The sequence below is a fragment of the Akkermansia sp. 54_46 genome, assembly GCF_001917295.1.
Lineage (GTDB): Bacteria > Verrucomicrobiota > Verrucomicrobiia > Verrucomicrobiales > Akkermansiaceae > Akkermansia > Akkermansia muciniphila.
Genome location: NZ_MNUD01000028.1, coordinates 71,939 through 94,791 on the forward strand (window position 1 = coordinate 71,939; position 22,853 = coordinate 94,791).

19 protein-coding genes are annotated in these 22,853 nt (G+C 53.9%); 9 read left to right on the forward strand and 10 right to left on the reverse strand.

The features are described 5' to 3' along the window. Positions 1–20: 20 nt before the first annotated feature. The 6 genes from rho to BHW66_RS05135 form a co-directional block, all read right to left on the reverse strand. Entirely contained in the window at positions 21–2,042 is a 2,022-nt protein-coding gene (rho, locus tag BHW66_RS05110; protein ID WP_022197922.1) for a transcription termination factor Rho, read from the reverse strand. A gap of 94 nt (positions 2,043–2,136) precedes the next feature. After that, a complete protein-coding gene (locus BHW66_RS05115) occupies positions 2,137–4,857 on the reverse strand; it encodes an Amuc_1098 family type IV pilus outer membrane protein (protein ID WP_286688940.1) in 2,721 nt (906 codons plus the stop codon). Positions 4,858–4,928: 71 nt separating this feature from the next. Next, positions 4,929–5,942, reverse strand: a complete 1,014-nt coding sequence (locus BHW66_RS05120) for an Amuc_1099 family pilus-like system protein (protein WP_022197925.1) — start codon at positions 5,940–5,942, stop codon at positions 4,929–4,931. Positions 5,943–5,977: 35 nt separating this feature from the next. Beyond that, complete coding sequence (locus tag BHW66_RS05125) at positions 5,978–6,931, reverse strand: Amuc_1100 family pilus-like protein (RefSeq protein WP_094140247.1); 954 nt, start codon at positions 6,929–6,931, stop codon at positions 5,978–5,980. Between the two features lie 29 nt (positions 6,932–6,960). After that, on the reverse strand, positions 6,961–8,799 hold the full coding sequence (locus tag BHW66_RS05130; protein ID WP_094140245.1) for an Amuc_1101 family PilM-like pilus complex protein: 1,839 nt from the start codon (positions 8,797–8,799) through the stop codon (positions 6,961–6,963). Between the two features lie 46 nt (positions 8,800–8,845). Beyond that, positions 8,846–9,562, reverse strand: a complete 717-nt coding sequence (locus BHW66_RS05135; RefSeq protein ID WP_046437598.1) for an Amuc_1102 family pilus-like protein — start codon at positions 9,560–9,562, stop codon at positions 8,846–8,848. Positions 9,563–9,755: 193 nt separating this feature from the next. On the opposite strand from BHW66_RS05135, the gene BHW66_RS05140 reads away from it, so the two are divergent. Further along, the gene (locus BHW66_RS05140) at positions 9,756–10,835 is read left to right on the forward strand and encodes a M42 family metallopeptidase (RefSeq protein ID WP_022197929.1); all 1,080 of its coding nucleotides are present in this window, start codon (positions 9,756–9,758) and stop codon (positions 10,833–10,835) included. Between the two features lie 11 nt (positions 10,836–10,846). After that, the gene (lgt, locus tag BHW66_RS05145; protein WP_022197930.1) at positions 10,847–11,905 is read left to right on the forward strand and encodes a prolipoprotein diacylglyceryl transferase; all 1,059 of its coding nucleotides are present in this window, start codon (positions 10,847–10,849) and stop codon (positions 11,903–11,905) included. On the opposite strand, the gene BHW66_RS05150 is transcribed toward lgt, so the two are convergent. Further along, positions 11,902–12,561, reverse strand: a complete 660-nt coding sequence (locus tag BHW66_RS05150; protein ID WP_022197931.1) for a DUF3313 family protein — start codon at positions 12,559–12,561, stop codon at positions 11,902–11,904. The two genes, lgt and BHW66_RS05150, sit on opposite strands and share 4 nt — an antisense overlap. 371 nt (positions 12,562–12,932) lie before the next feature. Between BHW66_RS05150 and BHW66_RS05155 the strand changes: the two genes are divergently transcribed. The 6 genes from BHW66_RS05155 (at position 12,933) to BHW66_RS05175 (ending at position 18,659) form a co-directional block, all read left to right on the forward strand. Beyond that, positions 12,933–14,216, forward strand: coding sequence for an aminopeptidase P N-terminal domain-containing protein (locus BHW66_RS05155; RefSeq protein ID WP_094140243.1), 1,284 nt, complete (start codon positions 12,933–12,935; stop codon positions 14,214–14,216). 65 nt (positions 14,217–14,281) lie between these two features. Beyond that, the gene (hisG, locus tag BHW66_RS05160; protein WP_022197933.1) at positions 14,282–15,157 is read left to right on the forward strand and encodes an ATP phosphoribosyltransferase; all 876 of its coding nucleotides are present in this window, start codon (positions 14,282–14,284) and stop codon (positions 15,155–15,157) included. Between the two features lie 42 nt (positions 15,158–15,199). After that, the gene (locus BHW66_RS12785) at positions 15,200–15,304 is read left to right on the forward strand and encodes a hypothetical protein (protein ID WP_012420149.1); all 105 of its coding nucleotides are present in this window, start codon (positions 15,200–15,202) and stop codon (positions 15,302–15,304) included. A gap of 240 nt (positions 15,305–15,544) precedes the next feature. After that, positions 15,545–15,973, forward strand: coding sequence for a hypothetical protein (locus BHW66_RS05165; protein ID WP_128191287.1), 429 nt, complete (start codon positions 15,545–15,547; stop codon positions 15,971–15,973). A 9-nt stretch (positions 15,974–15,982) separates the two neighbouring features. Further along, a complete protein-coding gene (locus BHW66_RS05170) occupies positions 15,983–16,690 on the forward strand; it encodes a hypothetical protein (RefSeq protein WP_022197934.1) in 708 nt (235 codons plus the stop codon). A 391-nt stretch (positions 16,691–17,081) separates the two neighbouring features. Continuing rightward, positions 17,082–18,659 (forward strand): hypothetical protein, encoded by a 1,578-nt coding sequence (locus BHW66_RS05175; protein ID WP_128153480.1) that lies wholly within the window; start codon positions 17,082–17,084, stop codon positions 18,657–18,659. A gap of 142 nt (positions 18,660–18,801) precedes the next feature. On the opposite strand, the gene BHW66_RS05180 is transcribed toward BHW66_RS05175, so the two are convergent. Further along, positions 18,802–20,079 (reverse strand): ATP-binding protein, encoded by a 1,278-nt coding sequence (locus tag BHW66_RS05180; protein ID WP_094140239.1) that lies wholly within the window; start codon positions 20,077–20,079, stop codon positions 18,802–18,804. A gap of 12 nt (positions 20,080–20,091) precedes the next feature. Next, on the reverse strand, positions 20,092–20,796 hold the full coding sequence (locus tag BHW66_RS05185) for a response regulator transcription factor (RefSeq protein ID WP_012420151.1): 705 nt from the start codon (positions 20,794–20,796) through the stop codon (positions 20,092–20,094). A gap of 216 nt (positions 20,797–21,012) precedes the next feature. Here BHW66_RS05185 and ilvD point away from each other — a divergent pair, with 216 nt between their 5' ends. Next, the gene (gene ilvD / locus BHW66_RS05190; RefSeq protein ID WP_046437609.1) at positions 21,013–22,689 is read left to right on the forward strand and encodes a dihydroxy-acid dehydratase; all 1,677 of its coding nucleotides are present in this window, start codon (positions 21,013–21,015) and stop codon (positions 22,687–22,689) included. A 50-nt stretch (positions 22,690–22,739) separates the two neighbouring features. On the opposite strand, the gene BHW66_RS12790 is transcribed toward ilvD, so the two are convergent. Continuing rightward, on the reverse strand, positions 22,740–22,853 hold a 114-nt coding region (locus BHW66_RS12790; protein ID WP_343124356.1), incomplete at its 5' end, for an RHS repeat-associated core domain-containing protein.

The following is a 22,853-nucleotide window of genomic DNA, read 5'->3' on the forward strand; positions in this document are numbered from 1 at the left end:
AACAGGCCGGGCAGAAAATCTTACCGCAGCCCCGTCAGCAGAAGTTCCGCGTTATTCTGTGTCTTGGAGATATTTTGCAGGAGAGCCTGAAGGCCTTCCCATCCCGGTTTCATGGCGAGCTGGCGGCGCAATTGCATGATTTTGACGAATTCCTGTTCGTTATACAGCCTGTCGTCATTGCGGGTGCCGCTCTGGGAAAGGGAAATGGCCGGATAAATGCGCCGTTCGGAAAGTTCCCGGTCCAGGCGGATTTCCAGATTGCCCGTTCCCTTGAATTCTTCAAAAATCACTTCGTCCATTCTTGATTCCGTGTCTACCAGGCATGTGGCGATGATGGTCAGGCTGCCTCCTTCTTCCACATTGCGCGCCGCGGAAAAGAATTTGCGCGGTTTTTCCAATGCATTGGACCCCAGGCCGCCGGACATGATGCGTCCTCCCGTCTGGTTGGCATTGTAGCCGCGGGCCAGCCTGGTGAGGGAATCCAGCAGGATGACGACGTCTCTGCCCATTTCCACCAGGCGTTTGGCCCGTTCGATAACCAGATCGGAAACCTGGGCATGGCGCCGGGAAGGTTCGTCAAAAGTGGAGGCGAATACCGGAGCATCCACGGTTTCTTCAAAATCCGTTACTTCCTCCGGACGTTCGTCCAGCAACAGCACAATCAGTTCCACTTCCGGATAATTGGCCCTGATGGAACGGGCGATTGTTTTCAGAAGAACGGTTTTTCCTCCGCGCGGGGGGGCCACAATCAGGCCGCGCTGCCCTTTGCCGAAGGGCGTCATGAGGTCCAGTACGCGCATGGCGGCGGAATTGACCCCCTTGTTTTCCAGAAGGAGGCGTTCCTTGGGGAAGAGGGGGGTGAGGCGTTCAAAATCGCTGCGCGCCCGGTAGTCTTCCGCAGGGATGTCCTCCACGCTGATGACGGAGGCTGCAGAAAGGTACTTGTCATGAGGCCGCAATTTGCGCAGCCTGACCTTGATCTGCTGGCCTACGCGGAGATGCAGGGGTTTGATGAGATTGCCGCCCAGATAAATATCATCCGGAGAGGTGCGGAAACTTTTCACCGGATCCCTCAGCATGGCGTAATTATCCTTGGCTTGTTCCATGACCCCGGAAACTACGACTTCATGGCCCTTTGCCAGAAGCTGTTTCCCCAATTCAAAAACCAGCTGGGACTTGGTGAGGGAGGCCGCGTTCCGGATGGGCAGCCCTTCCGCCATTTCCTGAAGATCGTTCAGGGGGCGTTTCCGCAGTTCATTGATGTCAATCTGCTCCAGAACAGGGGCTGCTTCCTCCTCCTCCCGGACTGCGTTTCCACTATTTTCCTCCGGAGCGGCAGCCGGCTGTTCCCCGGCGGTTTCTTCCGGCGCGGGCAGGGGCTTGGGGAGGGTTTCCTGCGGAATATCTCCGGCGGGGGAAGGGGTGTTGTCGAGTTCTTCAGTCATGAAAAAATGTTGGTAAAGTCTTTGGGTTTGCTGGCGGAGCAGGTCCGGGGGGCCTTCATTCCAGATGACGAAGTCGGCCGCAGCCACTTTTTCCATGATAGGCCGCTGGGCCGCCAGAATGGCTTCAATCATATCCTCCCGGAATCCATTCCTGATAGCCAGGCGGGTTTTCTGCGTTCCCCTGGAAACAGCCACCACGCACACGGCATCTTGGCAATAGCGCGCCGAAGTTTCAAAAAACAGGGGCACGTCAATGACAAACCCGTCCACCTCCGTATTCTGACGCGCCGCCAGCATTTGCGCAAGACATTCTTGATGCAGCAGGGGGTGAATGATCCCTTCCAGCGTTCTGCGGCTTTCCGGATTCCGGAAAACAAGCTCCCGCAGAAAATGCCTGTCAGCCTTTCCGGAGGAGTCTACGCTGGCTGGGCCGAAGACGCTGGAGAGGGGGGCTTTCAGCGTACCGCCATCCAGCAATCTGCCCGCCTCCGCATCACAGTCAAACAGGCGCAGGCGCGCGCCTCCCGCCTCCATCAGCAGACGGATGAATGTAGATTTCCCGGTGGCTATTCCTCCGGTAACAATCAGGGTTTTCATGGGGGGAAGGGAAAGTAAGGCGCTTCTGGGATATAAAGAGCGGGTGAAAGGGTTACCCTTTCACCCGCTCCAATATGGACGTTATGCACGCAGCCTACATGGGAGGCAGCAGGCCTTCGGAGGCGGGAAGGGCGCTTTCCGGAGCGGTCGCAGTGGGAAGGGCATTGCCGCGTACGGGCTGGCCCGTGGCGTCAATGATCTGTCCCGTTACGAAGATCATCAGATTCTTCTTGATGTGGTTGTCGGAGTTGCTGCGGAAGAAGCGGCCGATGAGAGGCAGGTCACCGAAGATCGGCACTTTGTCTTCCACCGTCTGCACGTTTTCCGTGATCAAACCACCGATTGCCACGGTATGGCCGTCGTAGATGAACAGGGACGTTTCAACGGACCTCTTGGAGAAGATCGGCTGATCGATGCGGTTTTCCGTCAGCGTCAGGGACATCGGCTTGCCGTCGGAACCAACGCCGGTGGACTGGATCGGGCTGCCGTAGTTCACGAAGCCTTCAAATTCCACGATGCTGGGCTTGAAGTTCAGGTCGATGATGTACTTGTTGTCTCCAATGGTAGGCACCACTTCCAGAGTTACGCCGACGGGCTTCATTTCAAACACGCCGGGAGTGGCGGGAGTGACAGGGAAGCTGGATATCTGGGGTTGGATCTGATTGCCCAACAGACCGTTCAGAGTGTTACCGTTGTTCCCATAACCGTAACCATTGCTATAGCCGCTGCCTACGGAGTTGGGGAGTTCCGGCGGTTCGTATTCGGTGGGATACCAGAATTCGCGGATGATTTCAATCTTGGCGGTTTCACCGGACTTGGCGGTCACGCTGGGGGCAGTGAGAACGTCAGACCCTTTTTTCTGGGACAGGCCGCGCATCAGCATCTGGAAGGAGCCTTCGTCATAAATGCCCGTCAGGGACATGATGCCGGGAGCGGCGTTTTTCTGGGAGGCTTCAGGGCGGTTGGTGCTGTTCAGCAGATTGTCCACGGAGTTCTTGGTGATGGCGTAGTCACCCGTGCGGTTGCCGCCGGTAACGAGGCCGTTGATGGTGTCGCTGCCGCTGTTTACAGGCCAGCCGGTCACGCCGCCGGGAGACTGGGTAAAGCTGTCGGAAGTGGAACCGGTGCCGTAGTTCGTGCCGCCGCCCAGGAAGGTGCTGCGGTCATTGCTTACGGAGAACGGGGTGACAATCCAGTCAAAGCCGAGTTCTTCCGTGTTTTCCTGGGTTACTTCCACGAACTTGGTCATGATGCGCACCTGCTGGGATTCGCCGCGGGTGTTTTCAATGAGCTGTTCGATCAGGTCCAGGTTGCCGGAAGTGTTGCGGACGACCAAGGAGGAATTGCCGTTGACAAGGAATGCCGTGGCGCCTTCCGGGAAGCTGATGCCGCTCTTTTGCAGCAGGCTGCGGATGGAGGGCATGGGTTTAAGGCCGGAGGAGCTTTCGCCACCGCCGCCAAAGGGGTCGTCACTGACTTCGCCGCCGCCGTCGCCGACGGTGGTGCGGAGAGCGGACTGGAAGCCCGGGGGCACGGAGAAGGTGCGCTGGTACAGATCCACGTCATTACCGCCGGCAGGAAGGATGGTCACTGCATAGTCTTCCACCTTCTGGCGCAGGCCGGCATTGCTGCAGATGAAACGGAGCACTTCCAGCATGGGAACATTAGTCAGCTTCAACTGGCCGATTTTGCGGGTGCGGATGCTTTCCTGCGGGGCTGCTGCCGGAGCAGCTTCCGTGACTTCCGCAGTTTCTTCGCCAAAGCCGTCTTCATCAGTTGCGGGAACGGCGGGGGCGACGGCAGCGGGCTGGGAATCATTGATGACAAAGTTGATGCCGCGTTCACCGTTCGGGCCTACCGTGCGGTCCAGTTCAATGGACTTTTTGCGCAGATAGTCAATGGCGTCTTCCACGGTGGTGTCTTCAAAAGAGACGGAGGGGATGATGATGCTCTTGAGCTTCATCAGATTGGCCGTGGCGCCGTTGATGTCCGTGATCGGTGCGTTGTCAGTGCCGTCGGCTCCGGTCGGGACTTCCATCGGGATGGGGCGTTCCCACATCTTGTCCACTTCCGCCAGCATGGTGCTGCGGGTTTCGTCGTAAGCGGCTGCATAGTAAGCCATTCTGCGGCGGTTGACCGTTTCCTGTCCGCGGCGGGCCGCCACGTTGTACGGGTCGATGGAGAGAACCTTGTTGAATTCGGCGATGGCTTTGTCGTAGTCGCCGAGGTCATAGTAACCATAGGCCATGTGAAGGAGGGTGTTCACCTTTTCCACGTTTTTCACGTGTTCGGGGGTGAGCGCCGGATTCGTGCGAATCGGGTCCTTCATGTATTCGAGCGTCTGCTTGGCAAGCTTGGCGCTCCGGGGATTGAGCTTGATGGCATCCTGCAGAAGCTTGTCGGCTTCGTCATAGCGCCCCACTTTGATGTATTCCTGAGCAACGGCGATGCTGGCGTCGCCAATATGGTTGGCGATAGCTTCCTTGCGCTGGTCGTTGATCGGCGCGGAAGGCAGCATGTTGTAAGCGGCGTTGTATTTGTCCAGGGCTTCCTTGTACTTGCCTTCGCGGTACAGGTTGCGGCCTTCCGCAAGGAGCTGCATGGCTTCCTGGGTTTGCGCTTCGCGGCGGGCCATGGCTGTGCGCGCTGCACTGGACTGGTATTGGTAACTGCCCGGTCCGGCGTAGGACGATCCCAAGGCACTGGAGGTTCCGACGGCGCCGCCATCACCAGCCTGCGCAAACGGGCAGGAGGCAGCAATGGCCATCAGCGCGATCAGGGAACGCTTCGGTTGATAAAGTGGTGCGTGGTCCATAGTTAGGTTCTTCTTTTTACATGTTTTTCGGATTTGTGAAGCTTTTTTTTCAGAAAAGTTTAAATCCGGCTCTATTTTTTCTTGCTCAGTGTTGTTTGTTCTCCAGTGGTTTTGTTGGCAATGGTTACGGTCTGTGTAGCATTATCAACGGTTTTCAGCGTGTAGATCTGTTTGGCGTCTCCCGGAATCCGGAAGTCGGAACCTTCCTCTACTTCAAAGCTGGTATCCCGTTCGGGGCCGGCCGTGATAGTAAGGTTTACTTTCTTATCAATGATTGGAATGACGTATTTTGTTCCGCGCCTGATGGTGTAGGTTTGTCCGTTCTTGGTCGGCTTCAAGTCCTTGACGACGGCTTCCTCGTCCGTTTCCACCATGTCCAGGCTGGGATTCTTGAATTCCTTTTTGACAACGCTGACAAGTTCGAATCTGGGCTCGTCTTTTGTATTCTTACGGGCGCCGAACTTGCCGTTGGTCTGGACGATGTTTTTCCAAATTTCCTGTTTGGCGCGGTTCATACCCTTAAAGGTAAAGTCATTGCCATCCGCCTGGGTGAAAGCCAGATAGAAGCCGAACTGCTTGATTTCGTCGACAAAAAGCTTGCTGACGAGGGGAGGATGGCTGTTGGGGTCGTTGGGATGTGTTTTGGCCGCATATTCTTCCTGCACCGTAAATCCATCGTTGTCCGGGTCCCGGGTCAGGACGTCCGAGTAAACGAATTCATTTTCCAGTCCGTTGTCCAGGAACCATTTGTTCGGAATGTTGCCGTGGATAGGCGGACCGGAGATGATGTCAAAGGGTTCCATTCCCCCCTCCTTAATCCAGAGATTGGGGGCGACGAAGCCCACATACTTCTGTGTTTCCTGGGCAATCGGCTTGAGTTCGTGGGAGGCGGAAAGTTCCTGGCCTACTTCTGCGGCTTTCTTGATGCCGGGAGGCGGTTCGATGGCTTTTTCAGAAACCTGCGTGGTGAATTTGTATTTGTCATTCAGTCCCAGAAAGGTCAGCGTACCATAGGCGGCCACTCCCAGGCCCAGGACGATTCCGGATGCCAACAGGATTTTGTCGTAATTTTGTTTTTCAGACATGTTGAAAGTATTTGCTGCGGTTGGTGTTGCCTTGGTTAATCTTCAGACGGTTCCTGAGCTTTGGGCTGGTTGAAGTGGACCAGATTCAGGGAGACCTGGACAAAGACCTGCTCCTTGCCCATGTAAGGCTTGATGACTTGCTGGATGGCCGGGGCTGCAGGTGCGGTCGCCTCATCCGCCGGAGTCAGGGAAGCCGCACCCGTGGCGGGTTGGGCAGCGGCAGGCTTGGCGGCTGCCGGATTGGCGATGGGAGGGGGCATCATCCGTTCGTTGCGGATACGGATGGAGTTGACCGTGAACAGATAATCCTGCATGCCGGTTATGGCGTTCATGGCTTTCAATACACTTTCCCGGTCGCCCTGGAAGGCTATTTCCAGAGGCATGGGAGTCCATGGAGCCTGGTCGGCTTCGTCCGATTCTTCCGGATTGTTCGCCGGGGTTTCAATGGGGAGCTGGGGGCGGTACACCTTGATGAATTTGGACAGGCCGCATTCCGCCAGTTTGTTGACCAGGCTGTTGATGGCTTTCAATTCAAAACCCAGCGTGGAGGCCGCCTGAACAGAGGGAGCCTGGGTGCTGTAAACCTGGAAGCCGAGCCAGGAGGATGTGTCCGTTATGAGAATGTTCTTTTTCTTGCAGGAGGAGATCAGGGAATCCCTGAATGTTTTCAGTTCATTCTGGAATGCCGTGGGCGTGGTGGGGACCAGCGCGGAGGAGGCAAGGAAGGGCTTGTAGGCCGTTTCCAGGCTGCCCACGGCCTTGGCATAGCGGTTCAGTTCTTTTTCCAGCTCTTCGTTGGATGAGCGGCTCGGAGTGATTTCCGCAGCATTGGCGGACTTGATTTCCTTGGCGGCGATGCTGATTTTTTTGTCCAGTTCACTGCGTTTGGAATTGACGATGTACCCTGTCGCGGATAACCCCAGGAATAAGAGAAGCCCCACGCCCGCGACCATGGCGGCGGGCTTGTTGTCTGTAATCCAATTGCTCATAAAATATGTCTTGTTCGGGTTGGGTAATCTTATTTGTTAAAGTTCACGGGAATGGGCGTTTTTAACGGAAGCACCAGCTTGAAGGGTACAAAGGCCCCTGCCGCCGCGTCCACCTTGGCGTCCTTGGCTCCCAGTTCCATGATCTGGCGGGCTTCCAGTTTGACGTCTCCGGGCTTGAAAGTGAACAGGGATTCCTTGTTCCCGTCTATTTTTGCTTGGAGGTCCTGGATGATTCTCTGGCCGCCCAGGCTGCGCCGGACGAATCCGGTCAGGCGGATGGCGTTGACGCTGTAAACGCCCGCTTCATCCTCGCTGGATGCGTTGGCGGAGGCCTCCGTCCTGATGTCATCCACCAGGGATGTATTTTTGTCCGATGTGAAGGAATCCTTGATGACGGAGTATCCCGTGATTTGGGTGGTATCCTCCGGATTGAAGTGGGCCAGCGGTTCAAAATCCGTAAACCAGTAGGGATAATCCTTGTGTTCCGACTGTTCCAGCAGGTGCCTGATGATGTCCGCGTAGCCGTAGCGCTGAAGCGTGAGCTGCTGGTAGGAAGCCAGGGTGGAGTCCAGTTTTTTCAGCTCCTGTTCTTTCTGGCGCAGGGCGGATTGTGCCGATTTGATGGAAGTAACGGTGGGCTGGACGCCGGCGAGGATTTCCTCCGCCTTTTTCTCTCCCATATATCCTGTGACGGCATAAGCTGCGGCACCAAGAACGGCAATGGCTGCCCCGACGATGATGGCGGGCATTTTTTTCTGGTTGGCCCGCTTTTTGGCAACTGCGGTGGGTTCCAGGTCAATATTGAGAGAGGCCCTGCCGATGGAGTGAATGGCGGTGCCGATCAATCCGCCCAGGATGAAGGCTTCGCGGGAGATGGTGTTCACGTCCACGCCGGAACCCACGCCTACGTTGTGCATGGGGTTGAAGAAGGAGATCGGAATGCCCAGTTTATCTTCCAGGAATTCCTTGGTATAGGGCAGGGAAGCTCCGCCGCCGCACAGGTATGCCTTGACGGGAGCGCTTCCGCTCATCTGGGCGCGGTAATGGTTGGTGGTCCGCTGGATTTCTGAGGCGAGCCTGGTCATGGCCGTACGGATGACGGTAGCCAGATTGGCCGTGGCGGGATCCAGTCCTTCCGTTTGCCCGTTGCTCATGGAAACGAGCCCGCTGGTGGTTTTCAAGCGTTCCGCTTCCATGAAGGAAATATTGAATTCACGGGCGATAGCGGAGGTTACGAAGATTCCCCCCGCGGAAATGCTGCGGGTGAAGAAACGTCCCTGTTCGCTGTAAATCAAATCCGTGGATTTGGCACCGATGTCGATGAGCATGACCGGTTCTTTCTCATCCGGATAACTGTCCACATACGCATTGTACAGAGAGGTAAGCGCGCAGTCCACTTTGCCGGTGGAAAGGCCGTGGGAGACGATTTCATCATTCAGGGAGTCCAGGTCTTCCGCCTTGATGGCAACCAGGATGGCTTCCCGTTCCAGACCTTTGGCGGGAAGCAGATGGTAGTCCCACACGACTTCGTCCAGCGGGAAGGGGACGTGCTGCTGGGCTTCAAAGCGGATGAGCTGTTCCACATCGGTATCGTCCAGAGCCGGAAGCTTGACGAAGCGGATGAAAACGGATTGTCCGGAAACGGAATAGTTGACGACGCTTCCTTTGACGTTGAGTTCCTGGACGAGGTCGGCGATGGCTTCCCCTATTTTCGTCAGGCGCAAGCCTTCTGCTGACGGGTCCAGCACTACGAGGCGCGTAGCATAGCGGTCCAGGATAAGGGCGTCTTTGGAAGTCTTGGAAAAGACGCCCATTGAAACTCTCTGGGAACCTACGTTTAATGCGACGATTGGTCGTGAATTAGCCATGGGTGATTTCTGTTAAATAAGATGAAATGATAGCATTAATGGAACGTTATTCGCCGTCCGCCGGGGGGATCACAGGAGTACCGAACGGGGCGGGGACGGAACCGGAAGCCGCCTGCTGGCTGTTGGGCCTCATAATTTCCGGATAACGGTCGTACCAGAACACGGAGAAAGGCGTTTCATCCTTGTTCAGCAGGGGGTAATAAGAGGTCTCCACGATACTGGGGGACTGGATGGTCCACCATTTTTCCATCTTGCCGCGTTCGGAGGAATAAGTGGCGACAATCTTGCCGTTGTATTCCACCACTACGCCCTGGTACTTCACCCATTTTCCTCTTCCTCCTTCCACACCGGTAATGCGCTTGACGGAGGACGGGGAGAGATACACGGAAGCGTACGTGTTTTCTCCCACCGGAACATTGACGTATTTGACCTCCTTATACAGTTTCAGGTACTGGCGGGCGCGGTCCGGATTGACTACCGCGATGTAAAATTTGAACGTCAGGGCATCAATATAGCCGGATTTGGGGGTGGGAGCGGCTTCCACCTTGAAGGGAATTTCAAAATCCGCCCATTTCTTCGGTTTCGGCAGCGGCCGGGGATCGTCCTGCGTCAGGACGTTGGGGGACTGGCGCATATACAGGGACAGCTTTTCCAGGGAGACCCGCACCTGCATTCTGGGATTGCTGGTGGTCTGCGCCGATGCCGCAGGGACGAAAAGCACCGCAGCCAGCATGGCCGTGATAGTGTTAAGGATGGATTTCATAGCACAATTCGATTCCCTGATTAGTTACACCAAAAACCGAACTGTGGCTAGCAAAAATCTCTTGTTTCTTTCCATGTAGCGAGTGTGGGCATGACACGGCTCCGTCCGGCGGTTCTACCCGGGCGGTCAAGAAAAAAACATGCGGCATGGCTGCGGGCTTGACCTGGCAGAGGTGTTTCCACATGCTCGGCCCATGGCGATTGATACTGATCTGCTGAAAAAGTTTTCAGAGGCCCACGGTATTTCGGGGCATGAGGATGAAGTGCGAAGCCTGGTGGCTCAGGAACTTGAAGGATATGGAGAATTTTCTTCCGATGGTTCCGGCAGCCTGTTTTGCACCGGCGGCGGGGCCGGCCCCCGCGTGATGCTGGCCGCCCACATGGATGAAATAGGTTTCCTGGTGCAGAATATAGCGTCGAACGGTTTCCTTCAGTTGGTGGGGATAGGCGGCTGGTGGCCACATACCCTGTTAAGCCAGCGTGTCCTGGTAAAAACCCGCTCGGGCCGCGGCATCCGGGGTGTGATTGGTTCCAAGCCTCCCCATTTTCTGCCGGAAGGCCAGCGCAACAGCGTCATGAGCATGGAAGCCCTGTTTGTGGACGTGGGCGCTGAAAGCGCGGAACAGGTGAAGAATGAATTCGGTATTCACCTGGGGGATCCCGTGGTGCCGGACGTGAAATTCTCCCCGTTGGAAAATCCGTTCCGGGTCATGGGGAAAGCCTTTGACAACCGCGCCGGTCTTTCTGTGATGATAGAGGCATTCAAGAAATTATGCCGGGAAGGGCATCCCAACACCCTGATTGCCGCCGCGACGGTTCAGGAGGAGGTAGGCACGCGGGGCGCCAGGACGGCCGGCGTCGCCATGCAACCGGATTGCGTGATTGTTCTGGAAGGGCCGCCGGCAGACGACACCCCCGGGTTTGCCGTGACGGATTCCCAAGGGGCCTTGGGTGGAGGCGTGCAAATCAGGCTGTTTGACCCCACGGCCATCACCAATCCCCGGCTGGCCGCCCTGGCCGAAAAAACGGCTTTGGATGCGGGCATCCCATTCCAGTTGACGGTGCGCCGTTCCGGCGGAACGGACGCGGCAGCCCTGCATCTCTCCGGAAAGGGAGTTCCCACTATTGTGCTGGGAATTCCCACCCGGTACATTCATGCCCATAACGGCGTGCTGGATCTGCGGGACTACCGCGCCGCGGTGGAATTGACGGTGGCTCTGGCCCGTTCCCTGGACCAGGAGGCCGTGGAAGCCCTTACCCATTACCTGCCCTGAAAGAAACGCTCATGAATCCGACCGTTTACGTACATGATCTGGACCCTGTCATCTGGCAGATAACGGACTCAATTGCCCTGCGCTGGTATGGCCTGGCCTATTTAATGGGCTTCATCGGCGGGTATTATCTGCTTTCCTGGCTTTCCCGCCGGAAGCTGTATCCTGTCCCTCAGGACAGAATGGCGGATTTTGTTACTTATGTGGCTATTTTTGGTGTTCTGATCGGTGGAAGGCTGGGATATGTGCTCTTTTACCAGATTCCCAATCACGGCTGGTCCCAGTTTCTGGCGGATCCGCTCATGGTACTGAGGGTGTGGGAAGGGGGCATGGCCAGCCACGGGGGAATGATTGGAGTGGGGCTGTACACATTTTATTATGCGTGGAAGCACCGCGTCAAGTGGGTGGCGCTTCTGGACGGCCTGGCCATTGTAGCTCCCGTTGGGCTGTTTTTCGGGCGCATGGCCAATTTTATCAACGGGGAACTGTATGGGCGCATTGTCCCGCCCGGCTCTTCCCAGGGAATGATTTTTCCGGCGGAGCTTTCCCAGGATCCGGACTTGTTCGTGCGGGTGGCCTCCCGTATTTATGAAACGCCCGGATTGCTGGACAAACTGTCCCTTTCCGGCATAGCTGTGCCGGAACGAATGACTGCCGCCTGGGTGACCGACCGGGTGAGGGATACACCCGCCATCAGGGAAATCGTGGGGCAGATGATGCAGGATCATGCACGCTACCCCTCCCAGCTGTATGAAGCGTTTGCGGAAGGTGTGCTTCTCTTTGCCGTGCTGTGGTTTGTACGGGTAAGGTTTCCTCGTGCGTGGAACGGTTTGTTCTGCGGTATTTTTGCCGTTCTTTATGCTGCGGGCAGAATTATTTGCGAAGAGTACCGGGAGCCGGATTCCCCCTTCTCCATGGGATTGACCCGCGGGCAGTTCCTCTCCGTTTTCCTCGTGCTGGTGGGCGCCGCTTTTTTTGTATATGCCTTCAAGACCAGGCAGACGGTTCAGGAATGCGCTTTCTATGAACCTGAAAAGAAAGACGGGAAAGAATCGTCCGGAAAGGCCGTTTAAAACGGGTCCAGGTCAAATTCCCCTGTTTTGGGAATACTGCTGGCGGGACCAGCTTTGAAAATATCTGCAATGCAGCTGGAAAAAAGCCGCAAATTCCGTTGGTCGAAGGCAAAACGTTCAAATTCCTTGACGGAAAACAGGGTGATGGGGTCCGTGTTGTAAGCTTTGAATTCCATGATGCCGGCGTCCGTATTCGTATTTGACAGGCGTCCCTCAATGCCTACGTCCCCGCTCATGAAGCGCCCCAGGATCAGGGAGGTTCCCGGAAGGGGGGAGACCAGGGAAACAAGATCGGACATGATGTTGCCGCCCACGTCCGTAGGCTTCAGCTTGACTATGGCGAGGCGGAGAGTTACGGATCCCGGAACGGGGCGGTCAACCAACTGCCATTTCATCCTCCCGCCTGTCTGTTTGGATTTGTTTTCCAGCACGTTGCGGATGTCTTTTTGCAGCCCGGCCCTGAATTGTGCCGCCAGCGCCGGGGATTCCTTGGGGAATCTGGCTTTGATGTAGTCAATATTGACGGGGGCTACATATACTTTTAGCCTTGGGGAATTCCAGACGGCCTGTTCCGAGGGATTATACCAGACGCCTCCAAAACAACTCTGCCTGGAGTCCGTGTGAAGGGGATGGGTAATCAAAGAGGAAACGGGCATTGTCCGGGAACTGGAACAGGAAAAAACCAAACCTGTTCCCAGCGCCAGGAATAGCCGTGGAATAGCGCCGTGCATGCAGGATAAGACGGCATCCGCCCGGGTGGTGTTCGAGTCATGACCCGATTGGCTCCGGGAGTTTTTTCCGGAGGGGGTGTCTCCGGAAATTCCGGGGCGGTTCCGTGCTTCCTTCAACGGTATGCATGATGAACGGACGGGTAGCGGGACGGCAGGAAATGGACAATCGCATAAGAATAGGCCGGAGCGGGGAAACGGCACGGTCAGAAGAACTCCGGACGACAAGGAGACGCGCAAGGTTGCCCCGTGTCCGGATGCATGATTGACAAGCCGGAAAAGCGGGGCATGCTGTTGATATGAGATACGAGCCGCTTCCTTCTTCCTTTTTTGCCGGCAACCGTGAAGAACTTGCTTCCCGCCTGCCTGCCGGCAGTATGCTGATTCTGCACGCCAACGACGTATTTCCTACGAATGCGGACGGCACTTTTGCCCTGCATCAGAATGCCAACCTCTTTTATCTTACGGGAGTTGACCAGGAAGAAACCGTCCTGGTCATGACCATCCGGGAGGACGGCTGGGATGAGATTCTGCTGTTGCGTGAGACAAATGAACAGATTGCCATCTGGGAAGGTGCCCGGCTCTCGCAGGAACAGGCGAGAGAGCTGAGCGGCATCCAGGACGTGCGCTGGACCGATGAATATGATGCGTTGCTGGAGGCCCTGGTGCCGTCCGCATCCATGGTCTTTGTGGAAGCCAACCAGCATCCGCGATGCACATGCCCGGTGGAAACGCGCAATGCCCGCATGACCAAGGAGCTGAAGGAAAAATTCCCGGACGCTGTTTTGAAGAATGTCTATGAAATCATGGCGGATATGCGGCAAATCAAAAAGCCGGAAGAAATCAAGGCTCTCAAAAAAGCCTGCGACATCACCAATGAAGGCTTCCGGGAATTGCTCCGATTCATCAGGCCGGGGGTGGGCGAATGGCAGATTGAGGGATTCCTGGCCAACGAATTCATCAGCCGCGGTCCGCGCAAATTCTCCTTCCTGCCCATCATCGCTTCCGGAAAGGATACCTGCGTGCTGCATTATATCCAAAACGACAAACGGTGCGAAGACGGCGATCTGGTGCTTATGGATATAGGCACGGAATACGGGAATTACAACTCCGACATGACCCGCACCGTTCCCGTGAACGGAAAATTCACCCCCCGCCAGCGCGCTGTGTATGAAAGCGTGCTGAATATGATGACCTACGCCAAAAAGATTCTGAAACCCGGAATCCTGAAATCGGAGTACGAACGCCTGGTGCGCGTTTTTGCCGCCGGGGAACTCGTCAAGCTGGGGCTCATCACACCCGCGCAGGTGGCGGAAAAACCGTCCGATCCTCCCATTGTCCGGAAATATTACATGCACGGGTGTTCCCACTTCCTGGGGCTGGATGTGCACGATGTAGGCGAAGCCAACCCCGTTGTGTTGCCGGGTATGGTTTTCACCGTGGAACCGGGCATCTATATTGCGGAAGAAGGCATAGGCATCCGTTTGGAAAACGATGTCCTGATCGGGGAAACAGAAAACATCGACCTGCTGGGAGACGTGCCTTTGCTGCCTGATGACATTGAACGGCTCATGGCCCGGTAAAATGGGCCGGATACGGTTCTGAACTTGACAATGGGGCCCGTGTGGGTTTTCATTCCCGTCCCATCATGTCGAAGAAACTCAAAATAGCTCTTCCCAAAGGCAGTTTGCAGGATTCCACCGTGGAATTGTTCCGCAAGGCCGGCTACAATGTGTATGTGTCCAGCCGCGGATACCGCCCGGCCTGCGACGACGACGATCTGGAGCTCTTCCTGATCCGTGCCCAGGAAATAGGCCGTTATGTCAATGACGGTTTCATCGACTGCGGCATTACCGGGCGCGACTGGATTTATGAAAACAGGGCGGACGTGGAAGTGCTGACGGATCTTCAATACTCCAAGGCTACCTCCAAGCCTACCCGCTGGGTGCTGGTAGTCCCGGAAAATTCCCCCATTACCTGTGCGGAAGACCTTCAGGGCAAGCGCATCGCCACGGAAGGCGTGGGCATCACGGAACGCTGGCTTCAGGAAAAGGGTATTGAAGCCCACGTGGAATTCTCCTGGGGAGCTACGGAAGTGAAGGTGCCGGAACTGGTGGACGCCATCGTGGACATCACGGAAACGGGAAGCTCCATCAAGGCCAACAAGCTCCGCATCGTGGACACCCTGATGACCTCCTATCCCCAGTTTATCGCGAACCGGGAAACCATGCAGGACGAGTGGAAGAAACAGAAGCTGGAACGCCTGGTCATGATGCTCAAGGGCGCTTTGGAAGCGCGCCGGAAAGTGGGCCTGAAAATGAACCTTCCTGCTGCTTCCCTGAACGGCCTGGTAGAGGCTCTTCCGTCTCTGCGCCGTCCCACTATTTCCCATTTGGCGGAAGAAGGCTGGCTGGCCGTGGAAACGGTCATTGACGAATCCGTTGTGAGGGATATCATTCCCCAGCTCAAGGCCCTGGGAGCGGAAGGCATCATTGAATACCCGCTTAACAAGCTGGTTTACTAGATTTTTTTCTCACCACAGTAAAACAACAAACGAACCACAATCATGGGATCGCTCAAAAAACGCCGTAAAGCAAAAATCAACAAGCATAAGCGCAGCAAGCGCATGCGTCAGAACCGTCACAAGAAGCGTTTGCGTTACAAGTCCTAAGGTTTGTGCGCTTCGCTGCTCAAACTGGCAGTCTGTCCGATTTCCGGAAAATTCCGGCGTCCTCCTTATCACGGAAGGACGCCGTTTTTTATGTATTTGAATGAGCCAAAAAATATTAATTTGATTTCATGTTGAAATAGATATTGATGTTTTCTTTTTTTTCAATAGATTAGGAAGTAAGTTATGAGGCGTGTGTTTATTTTGATAATCTCTATATTACTGTTTTTTCAGGGAAATGTCTTGGCTGCTGATCAGCCAAGATGCCGTGTAGAAAGAAGATATCTTGCCTTCTTTACTCCTTGGGGTAAAGAGCCTCCTACTCCGCCTGACATTGTTGAGGAGGCATTGGGTGATATGGTGGAATCTATTCTTACTGAAGCTCTAGGCGCAGAAACAGGGATAGTGGATATGGATCATCTAGTAGGGGCCTCCATGAAACATACTTATCATGTTCATCTATGGTATGCCTACAGATTTGTTCATAATCATAAATTTAAAACTCCATGGAAAACGGGGATGAAAACACATTTAGCTGATGGGATGAAGGATTTTTTTGATCCGAATATTGAAGGGAAAAAAAGTGCTCAAAGTGCCGTGTCTACAGCAAAAAGAGATCTTCTTAAGAAATTTGAAAAGGAACTTAAAGAAGAATGTGAAAAACATCATTGATAAAATATTATGAAAAAAATTATATTAATAAACCTCATTTTACTTTCTACAGGGTTTCTTTATGCACATGAAAAGGATATGATGAATAAAGTTCCTAGGGATAGCAAAGTCAATTTGGAAAAGAATGACTCTTCTTCCCCTGTCGTTGTAGAAGGTGTAAAAAACCGTGGAGAACTGGATAGCTGGATTGAAAATTATGTGGAAACAAATTATCCTGGTTATAATATAGGTGACAGGGAAGTGGATCTTTCCAGTAAGAAATCAATCATTGAAACTGTGTATTTAAAAAACGAACAGGGAAATGTAATAGAAGTGTGTTTTGATATTACGGATTATCGAAAGAAATTTAACGAGCTTCATAAAAAAGAAATTATTAAAATTTCTAGAGATCTCCGGAAACAAAAAGAACGTGTAAAAGAAGATAAGGAACCAGGAAGTTCTTATGATTTTCCCATTGAATTGAAAGATGCTAAAACTGAGAAGGAAGTTTTGGAAGCACAGAAGAATTATTTGGAGAAAAATTTTCCTGGTTATCAAGTAATTTCAAGAGCAACATGGGTATTTGGGAAAAAGTTTATTGATCGAGTCCGGTTGGAAAAAGAGGATGATACTAGAGTTTTGATGTTTGATGTATCGGCTCATATTAATGAATACAGAAAGACCCATGAGATTAATTTGAAAGAAATCGCTCCTGGTATGATTAGTGTGCAAAAATGAATTTTAATAGTAAGAAACTATTTTAGAGAAGTATTTGTTGCGCCAATGCTTGATTTTTATTTTTGTGTATATGAGATAGGATTGATGAGTAAATTTTAGAAGTTTTTTGCCTATAGAATATTTATTAAAATATAAATTAACTGATTAATTATAAATAGAATATAATAAATTAAATGTTCCATATTTTAAATTGAGATGCATAATTGTTATTTTTAACGTTTCTGTGTTTAAATTTCTGTTCTTTTCTCTGTATTTTTTATCAGTGGTTGCTGCTGAAAATTTATCCTATCAGCGTCTGGCATGGCAGATGGAGGGAGGGGATGTACGGAGTATTGCCGGACTGTGTCGCCAATATGTACAAAAGAAGTTGGAGGCGGAAAAAACGTTTTCCGTGGAATCCCTGTTGAAGGATCGGGAGCTGGCGCAGGCTTGCTATATGGCCCATTTCTTTGCGTTGGTGGGGAAGGATAGGACTTACATCCTTCATGAATTGAAGGACAAGGAGTATGTTCTGTGGCTGTTGAATCATCCGGAAGTGTTTGAGAAGTTGTCATTTGCCAAGGCTTCGGGAAAGGATACTCTGGCAGTCCTGCGCAACATTTGGCTGAAGGAAGGGAAGGAACTTTCCGGGGTTGGCCTTAACATGGCATTGGGGGCGGCGTTGGTTTCTTCATCTCGGGAGCCGGAGGCATGCGAAGCGCGGTATGATTTTTACAAAAAGTCTTTTATGGAGAAAAAACTGTTTCCGCAGTTCCTTACGTTGGAGCCGTGGGAATTCGGAATTCTTTTCCGGGGGCGGGAAAGTATTGAGGAACTTGCCTGGGCGCAGGATTATCTAGCCGACAAAAAGAAGATCCAGGCGGGGAACGCCGGGTATGCCTGTTGCGGATTGATTCCATACCGGATGAAGAATAAACAGGGAATCAGTGTGCATGTGGGTGGAGCGTTTTACGATCACAAACCGGTTTCCTTACAGATTTACGTGGAATATGGAGGCGTGTGCGGCGCCGTTTCCAAAGGGGCAGCCGGTTTTGTGAAAGCGAAGGGAATTCCTTCCTATACGATTGGCCAGCCAGGGCATTGCGCCTTTGTGTGGAAAGGGATAGACGGAGAATGGAAGATAGGAAATAACATTTATGGATGGGTGTGGTCGGAGGGCGGTTCTGGAGGGCCTTGGAAGGGAGCCGTTTCCACGATTACAGAGCTTCCCCGTTTTTGGAAGAAGAATGCCGCTGCATCCAATCTCTGTTATTATTTATCCCTGCTGGCTGCCGATCCACAGAAGGCGGGCACATTACTGAAAGAAGCGTTGAAACGGAATGCTTCCAATTATCCTGCGTGGCAGGCTTTGACGAAGAGAAATGCAAAGCGGTCCGAGAAAGAAAAACTGGTTTTGCTAGAACAGTTCAAGGAAGCTTTCTCCGGAAATCCCACCATGTGGGAATACTTTCTGAAAAAAGAACTGGGGCTTGATTGGAAAAAAGCGAATGGTTATGCCGTTTATCCCGGATTGCTGGCTGAAAATGAATCGTGGGATTCCGTGGATGCCTACATGCGTAATTTTTGCGCTTTAGCCCGGAGGGATATTCCCGACATGGCCGGAAAGTTGTCTTATGAAGTGAAAACCAAGAGAATCTTTTTCAAAAACTGGCTGAAATTTTACCAGCAGAATAAAGTAGATCGGAAGGTGAGAGTTCAGACCTGTGCCGTCTTGGAAAAGGCATTGCCCCCGTTGTTGACCCACGAAAAAACGGCTCTTCAATTTCTCGGATTTTATGGTCAGATACTTGACTTGTGGAAAGACAAACAGCTGTCTGCGCGGGCCGATGCTTGCTTGACTGCATGGTTGAAGGAGGCAGACAAGGCGCCTGTACGCAAAAAGGTGGCAGAAATAGGGCTGAAAGTAGCCACTCATTTAGAAGACAAAAGGGCGCTTGTCCGTTATGCGGAGGCTCAGGAAGAACATTGAACAGGGTTGTCTGAAGATCAAGGATGTTGTTGTAATACAGAAGATGGAGAATCGGCTCAAGTATTTAATAATGATTTCCAGAAAGGAAAATTTGCGCAACAAGCAAACCTTCTATTTAAAGGCGTTTCAGTGTTATATTCCATTATGTCGATTTGTTAGCAGATGTTTCAATCGATACCTGTGATAGTTGCCGTATCCTCTTTTCTTCCCGGAATCTTTTCAGGGGAATGGTGATGGTAAAAACAGTTTCCCGGTGGGGGATGCTGGAGACGGTGATGGCGCCGTCGTGCGCTTCCACGGCGCGTTTCACGATGGAAAGGCCCAGGCCCGTTCCCCTGATTTCCGAGGAGTGGTGGGTTTCCACCCGGTAAAAGCGGTTGAAAAGGAAGGGGATGCTTTCCGCAGGAATGCCCACGCCCGTATCCGTGACGGTGATGACGCAGGCGTCCTGTGTTTTGGCGGCGGCCACAGTAATGGAAAGTCCCGGCTCCGTGTTTTGCTTGAGGGCGTTTTCCACCAAATTGAACAGAATTTGCGTCCAGTAAAAGGGGTCTCCATAAAGTTCCCAATCCGTGGGAATGTCCATGTGCAGGACGGCCTGTTTTTTCTCCCGGATGGAATCCAGACGGGAGAAGACGTCGTCCGCGCAGGAGGTGAGGCGGAACCACTGCTCCTTCAGAATCGCCTTGTGGCCTGATTCGAGTTTGGAGATCATGAGCATGTCTTCAATAATGTTCATCAGCCTCTGGCTGTTCTGGTGCATGACTCCGATGAATTTGCGGGCCAGTCCGGGACTTTCCTCCACCAGATCGTCCTCCATCAGGTTTTCCAGATATCCCACGATGATGGTGAGGGGCGTACGCAGCTCGTGGGAGGCGTTTGCCACGAAGTCCCGGCGCATCTGGTTGGTGAGGTAGTTCTGCGTGATGTTGCGCAGCAGGATGCGCTTTTCTCTGATTGGGGCGTCCGTGATGGCGCTGTCCAGATGCCACGCCGTGATGCCGTTTTGCACGCCGCCGGGGGAATTGGCGGCGCTCAGCGTGAATTCCTTGGTGACGGGGCCGTCCGTATCGAATGCTTCCTGAACATGCCCCAGCAATTCCTGGTTGCAGACCAGGGCCCCCACTTTGCGCCCTTCCAGCTTTTCTTCCTGAAAGAGTTCTTTGGCCAGCGTATTAGCCAGCACGATGTGTCCGGATGGACCGATGAGCAGGAAGGCCTCTCCCAGAGCTTCCAGGAAGCGCCGTTTGTCCGCGATGGCCTGTTCCTGCGCTTCTTCCCCGCGCTTCAGCAGGCGCTGAGCGTCCCGCAAGGCTTTTTTCCGGGCTTTCATGGCGGACCGGCATACCTGGACCAGATGCCAGTTCAGGTACAGGGAGGCCAGAATAAGGATGGTTAGGATGTAGTCGATGGCCGACATGGAACCGGAGTGTTAAGCCTTTTCCTCCGGGATGCGGCGTCCCGGCAGGGTAAAGCGGTAGCCGATGCTGCGGACGGTTTCAATGCAGTCCGCATAGGGAGCCAGTTTCTGGCGCAGCCGCTTCATGTGCGTGTCCAGCGTACGGCTCTGGGCCTGGTGGCTGTACCCCCATACGCAACTGAGCAGGTCGTTGCGGTTCAGGGTCTGGCCTTCCCGTTCAACCATATGGATCATGAGCTTGAATTCCGTGGCCGTCAGATCTACTTCCTCCTTGTCGATATAGAATTTGAGGGCGTTTTTGTCAAAAGTGAAGGGGCCGTATTCCGCAATGACGCTGCCCGGCGTGTGCTCACACCGTTTCAGCACGCTGGCCACGCGCAGGACAAGTTCCTTGGGGCTGAACGGTTTGGTCACATAGTCGTCCGCTCCCAGTTCCAACCCCTGGATGCGGTCTTCCGCCTGGGCCTTGGCTGTCAGGAAGATGACGGGAATGTTCTGGGTGCGGCTGTCCCGGCGCAGTTCTCTCAGTACGCCGTGTCCGTCCATGCCCGGCATCATCTGGTCCAGCAGGATCAGTTCCGGCTTGTCCCGGCGCGCCACTTCCAGCGCGGTCAGGCCGTCATAGGCCGCCAGGGGCGTATGGCCCGCACGTTCCAGATTATAAGCCACAAGATCTGAAATGGCGTGGTCGTCTTCAGCGATAAGAATGGTTGCCATGTCTGTTTTTTACGATGAAAGAAAGGGCGGTGTCCCGATATTAGATGTGACGATTCGTTCACATTTCCCCGCCCGGGAGGCGGTTCCGGACAGTTAAAGCCTCTTCTTATGCAAACATACTGTAACGGAAGCGTTTCCGTTTTGCAAGGCTGGCCCAGATTCAACTTCTCTTCCCTGCGTCATGTGATACACTTGCCCCGCAACAGTTGTATTGTTATGCGAAGCGATAGAGTTAAAGCAGGGTTCGAGCGTGCGCCGCACCGCAGTTTGATGCGTGCCACCGGAATGACGGATGAGGATTTAAGCCGTCCTTTCATTGCTATTTGCAATTCTTTTAATGAAGTGATTCCGGGCCATGTCCACCTGAACAGGGTGGCCGCCCTCATTAAGGAGGAGGTACGCAAGGCCGGAGGAACTCCCGTGGAATTCAACCTTCCCGGCGTTTGTGACGGCATTGCCATGGGCCACGGCGGCATGAAGTTTTCCCTGGCCAGCCGTGAGCTGATCGCGGACAGCGTAGAGACGATGCTGAGCGCCCACGCGTTTGATGCCATGATCTGCATCCCTAATTGCGACAAGATTGTTCCCGGCATGATTATGGGCGCCCTGCGCTGCAATATTCCCACTATTTTCTGCAGCGGCGGTCCGATGGCCGCCGGCATGGCGGAGGACGGCACGGTGCTGGACCTGAACAGCGTGTTTGAGGCTGTCGCCCGCTTTAAGGCAGGCAAGATTAATGAGGCGGAACTTCATTCCCTGGAATGCCGCGCCTGCCCCGGCGCCGGTTCCTGCTCCGGCATGTTTACGGCCAATTCCATGAATTGCCTGAGCGAGGTGATCGGCCTGGCCCTTCCCGGCAACGGTTCCCTGCTGGCTACTTCAGAGGAACGAAAGGAGTTCTGGAAGCAGACTGCCCGCCGCGCCGTGGAGATGGCGAAGGCGGACGGCCCCCTGCCGCGAGACATCGTAACCCGTGACGCCATCGACAATGCTTTCACAATTGATATGGCCATGGGCGGCAGTTCCAATACCGTGCTCCATACGCTGGCCATTGCCCGGGAAGCCGGCGTGGAATATGACCTCCAGCGCATCAACGATATTTCCAGACGAACCCCCAACATCTGCAAGGTGGCTCCTTCCTCCCGCTTCCACATGCAGGATGTTTTGCGTGCAGGCGGGGTGAGTGCCATCATTCATGAAATTGCCAGAATTCCCGGAGCCCTTCATCTGGACGCCATGACCGTCAGCGGGAAAACGCTGGGTGAAACAGTGGAGGGATGCGGCATTGCGGATGAAACTGTGATTCATCCGTTGGAAAATGCCTATTCCCGTGATGGCGGCCTGGCGATTCTGTTCGGCAATTTGGCCGAGGAGGGCGCTGTGGTGAAAAAGGCGGGTGTGCATCCGGATATGATGAGTTTCCGCGGGCCCGCCGTGATTTTCGAGTCTCAGGAAGAGGCCTGCGAAGGCATCCTTGCCGGGAAGGTGAAGTCCGGCGATGTGGTTGTCATACGCAATGAAGGACCCAAGGGTGGCCCCGGCATGCAGGAAATGCTGGCTCCCACTTCCTATATTATGGGGCAGGGCCTTGGCGCGGAAGTGGCGCTTATTACGGACGGCCGTTTTTCCGGAGCCACGCACGGAGCCTGTATTGGCCATATTTCTCCGGAAGCGGCGGAAGGCGGCCTGATCGGCCTGCTGAGAAACGGGGATATGATTGAGTATTCCATTCCGGACCGCACGCTGAATGCCTGTTTGAGCGAGGAGGAGATCGCACGCCGCCGTGCGGATTGGAAACCTACCTATAACAAGGTTTCCTCCTCCTGGCTGAGCCGTTACCGCCAGCTCGCCTCGAATGCCAGCAAGGGGGCTGTCCTCCGGCGCGGGGAATAATAGCTCGTATTATTCGACTTATCCCAACCAAATTTCAGCCGCCTTCCTCCTTAATGGGGATCGCGGCTGATCCACCTTCCGTCGCGCGGATTGAGATGCCGGTAGTTGTAGTAGATGAGGCCGAGCTCGTCGTCCATGTATTCGCACGAGAAGCGGAATTTGTT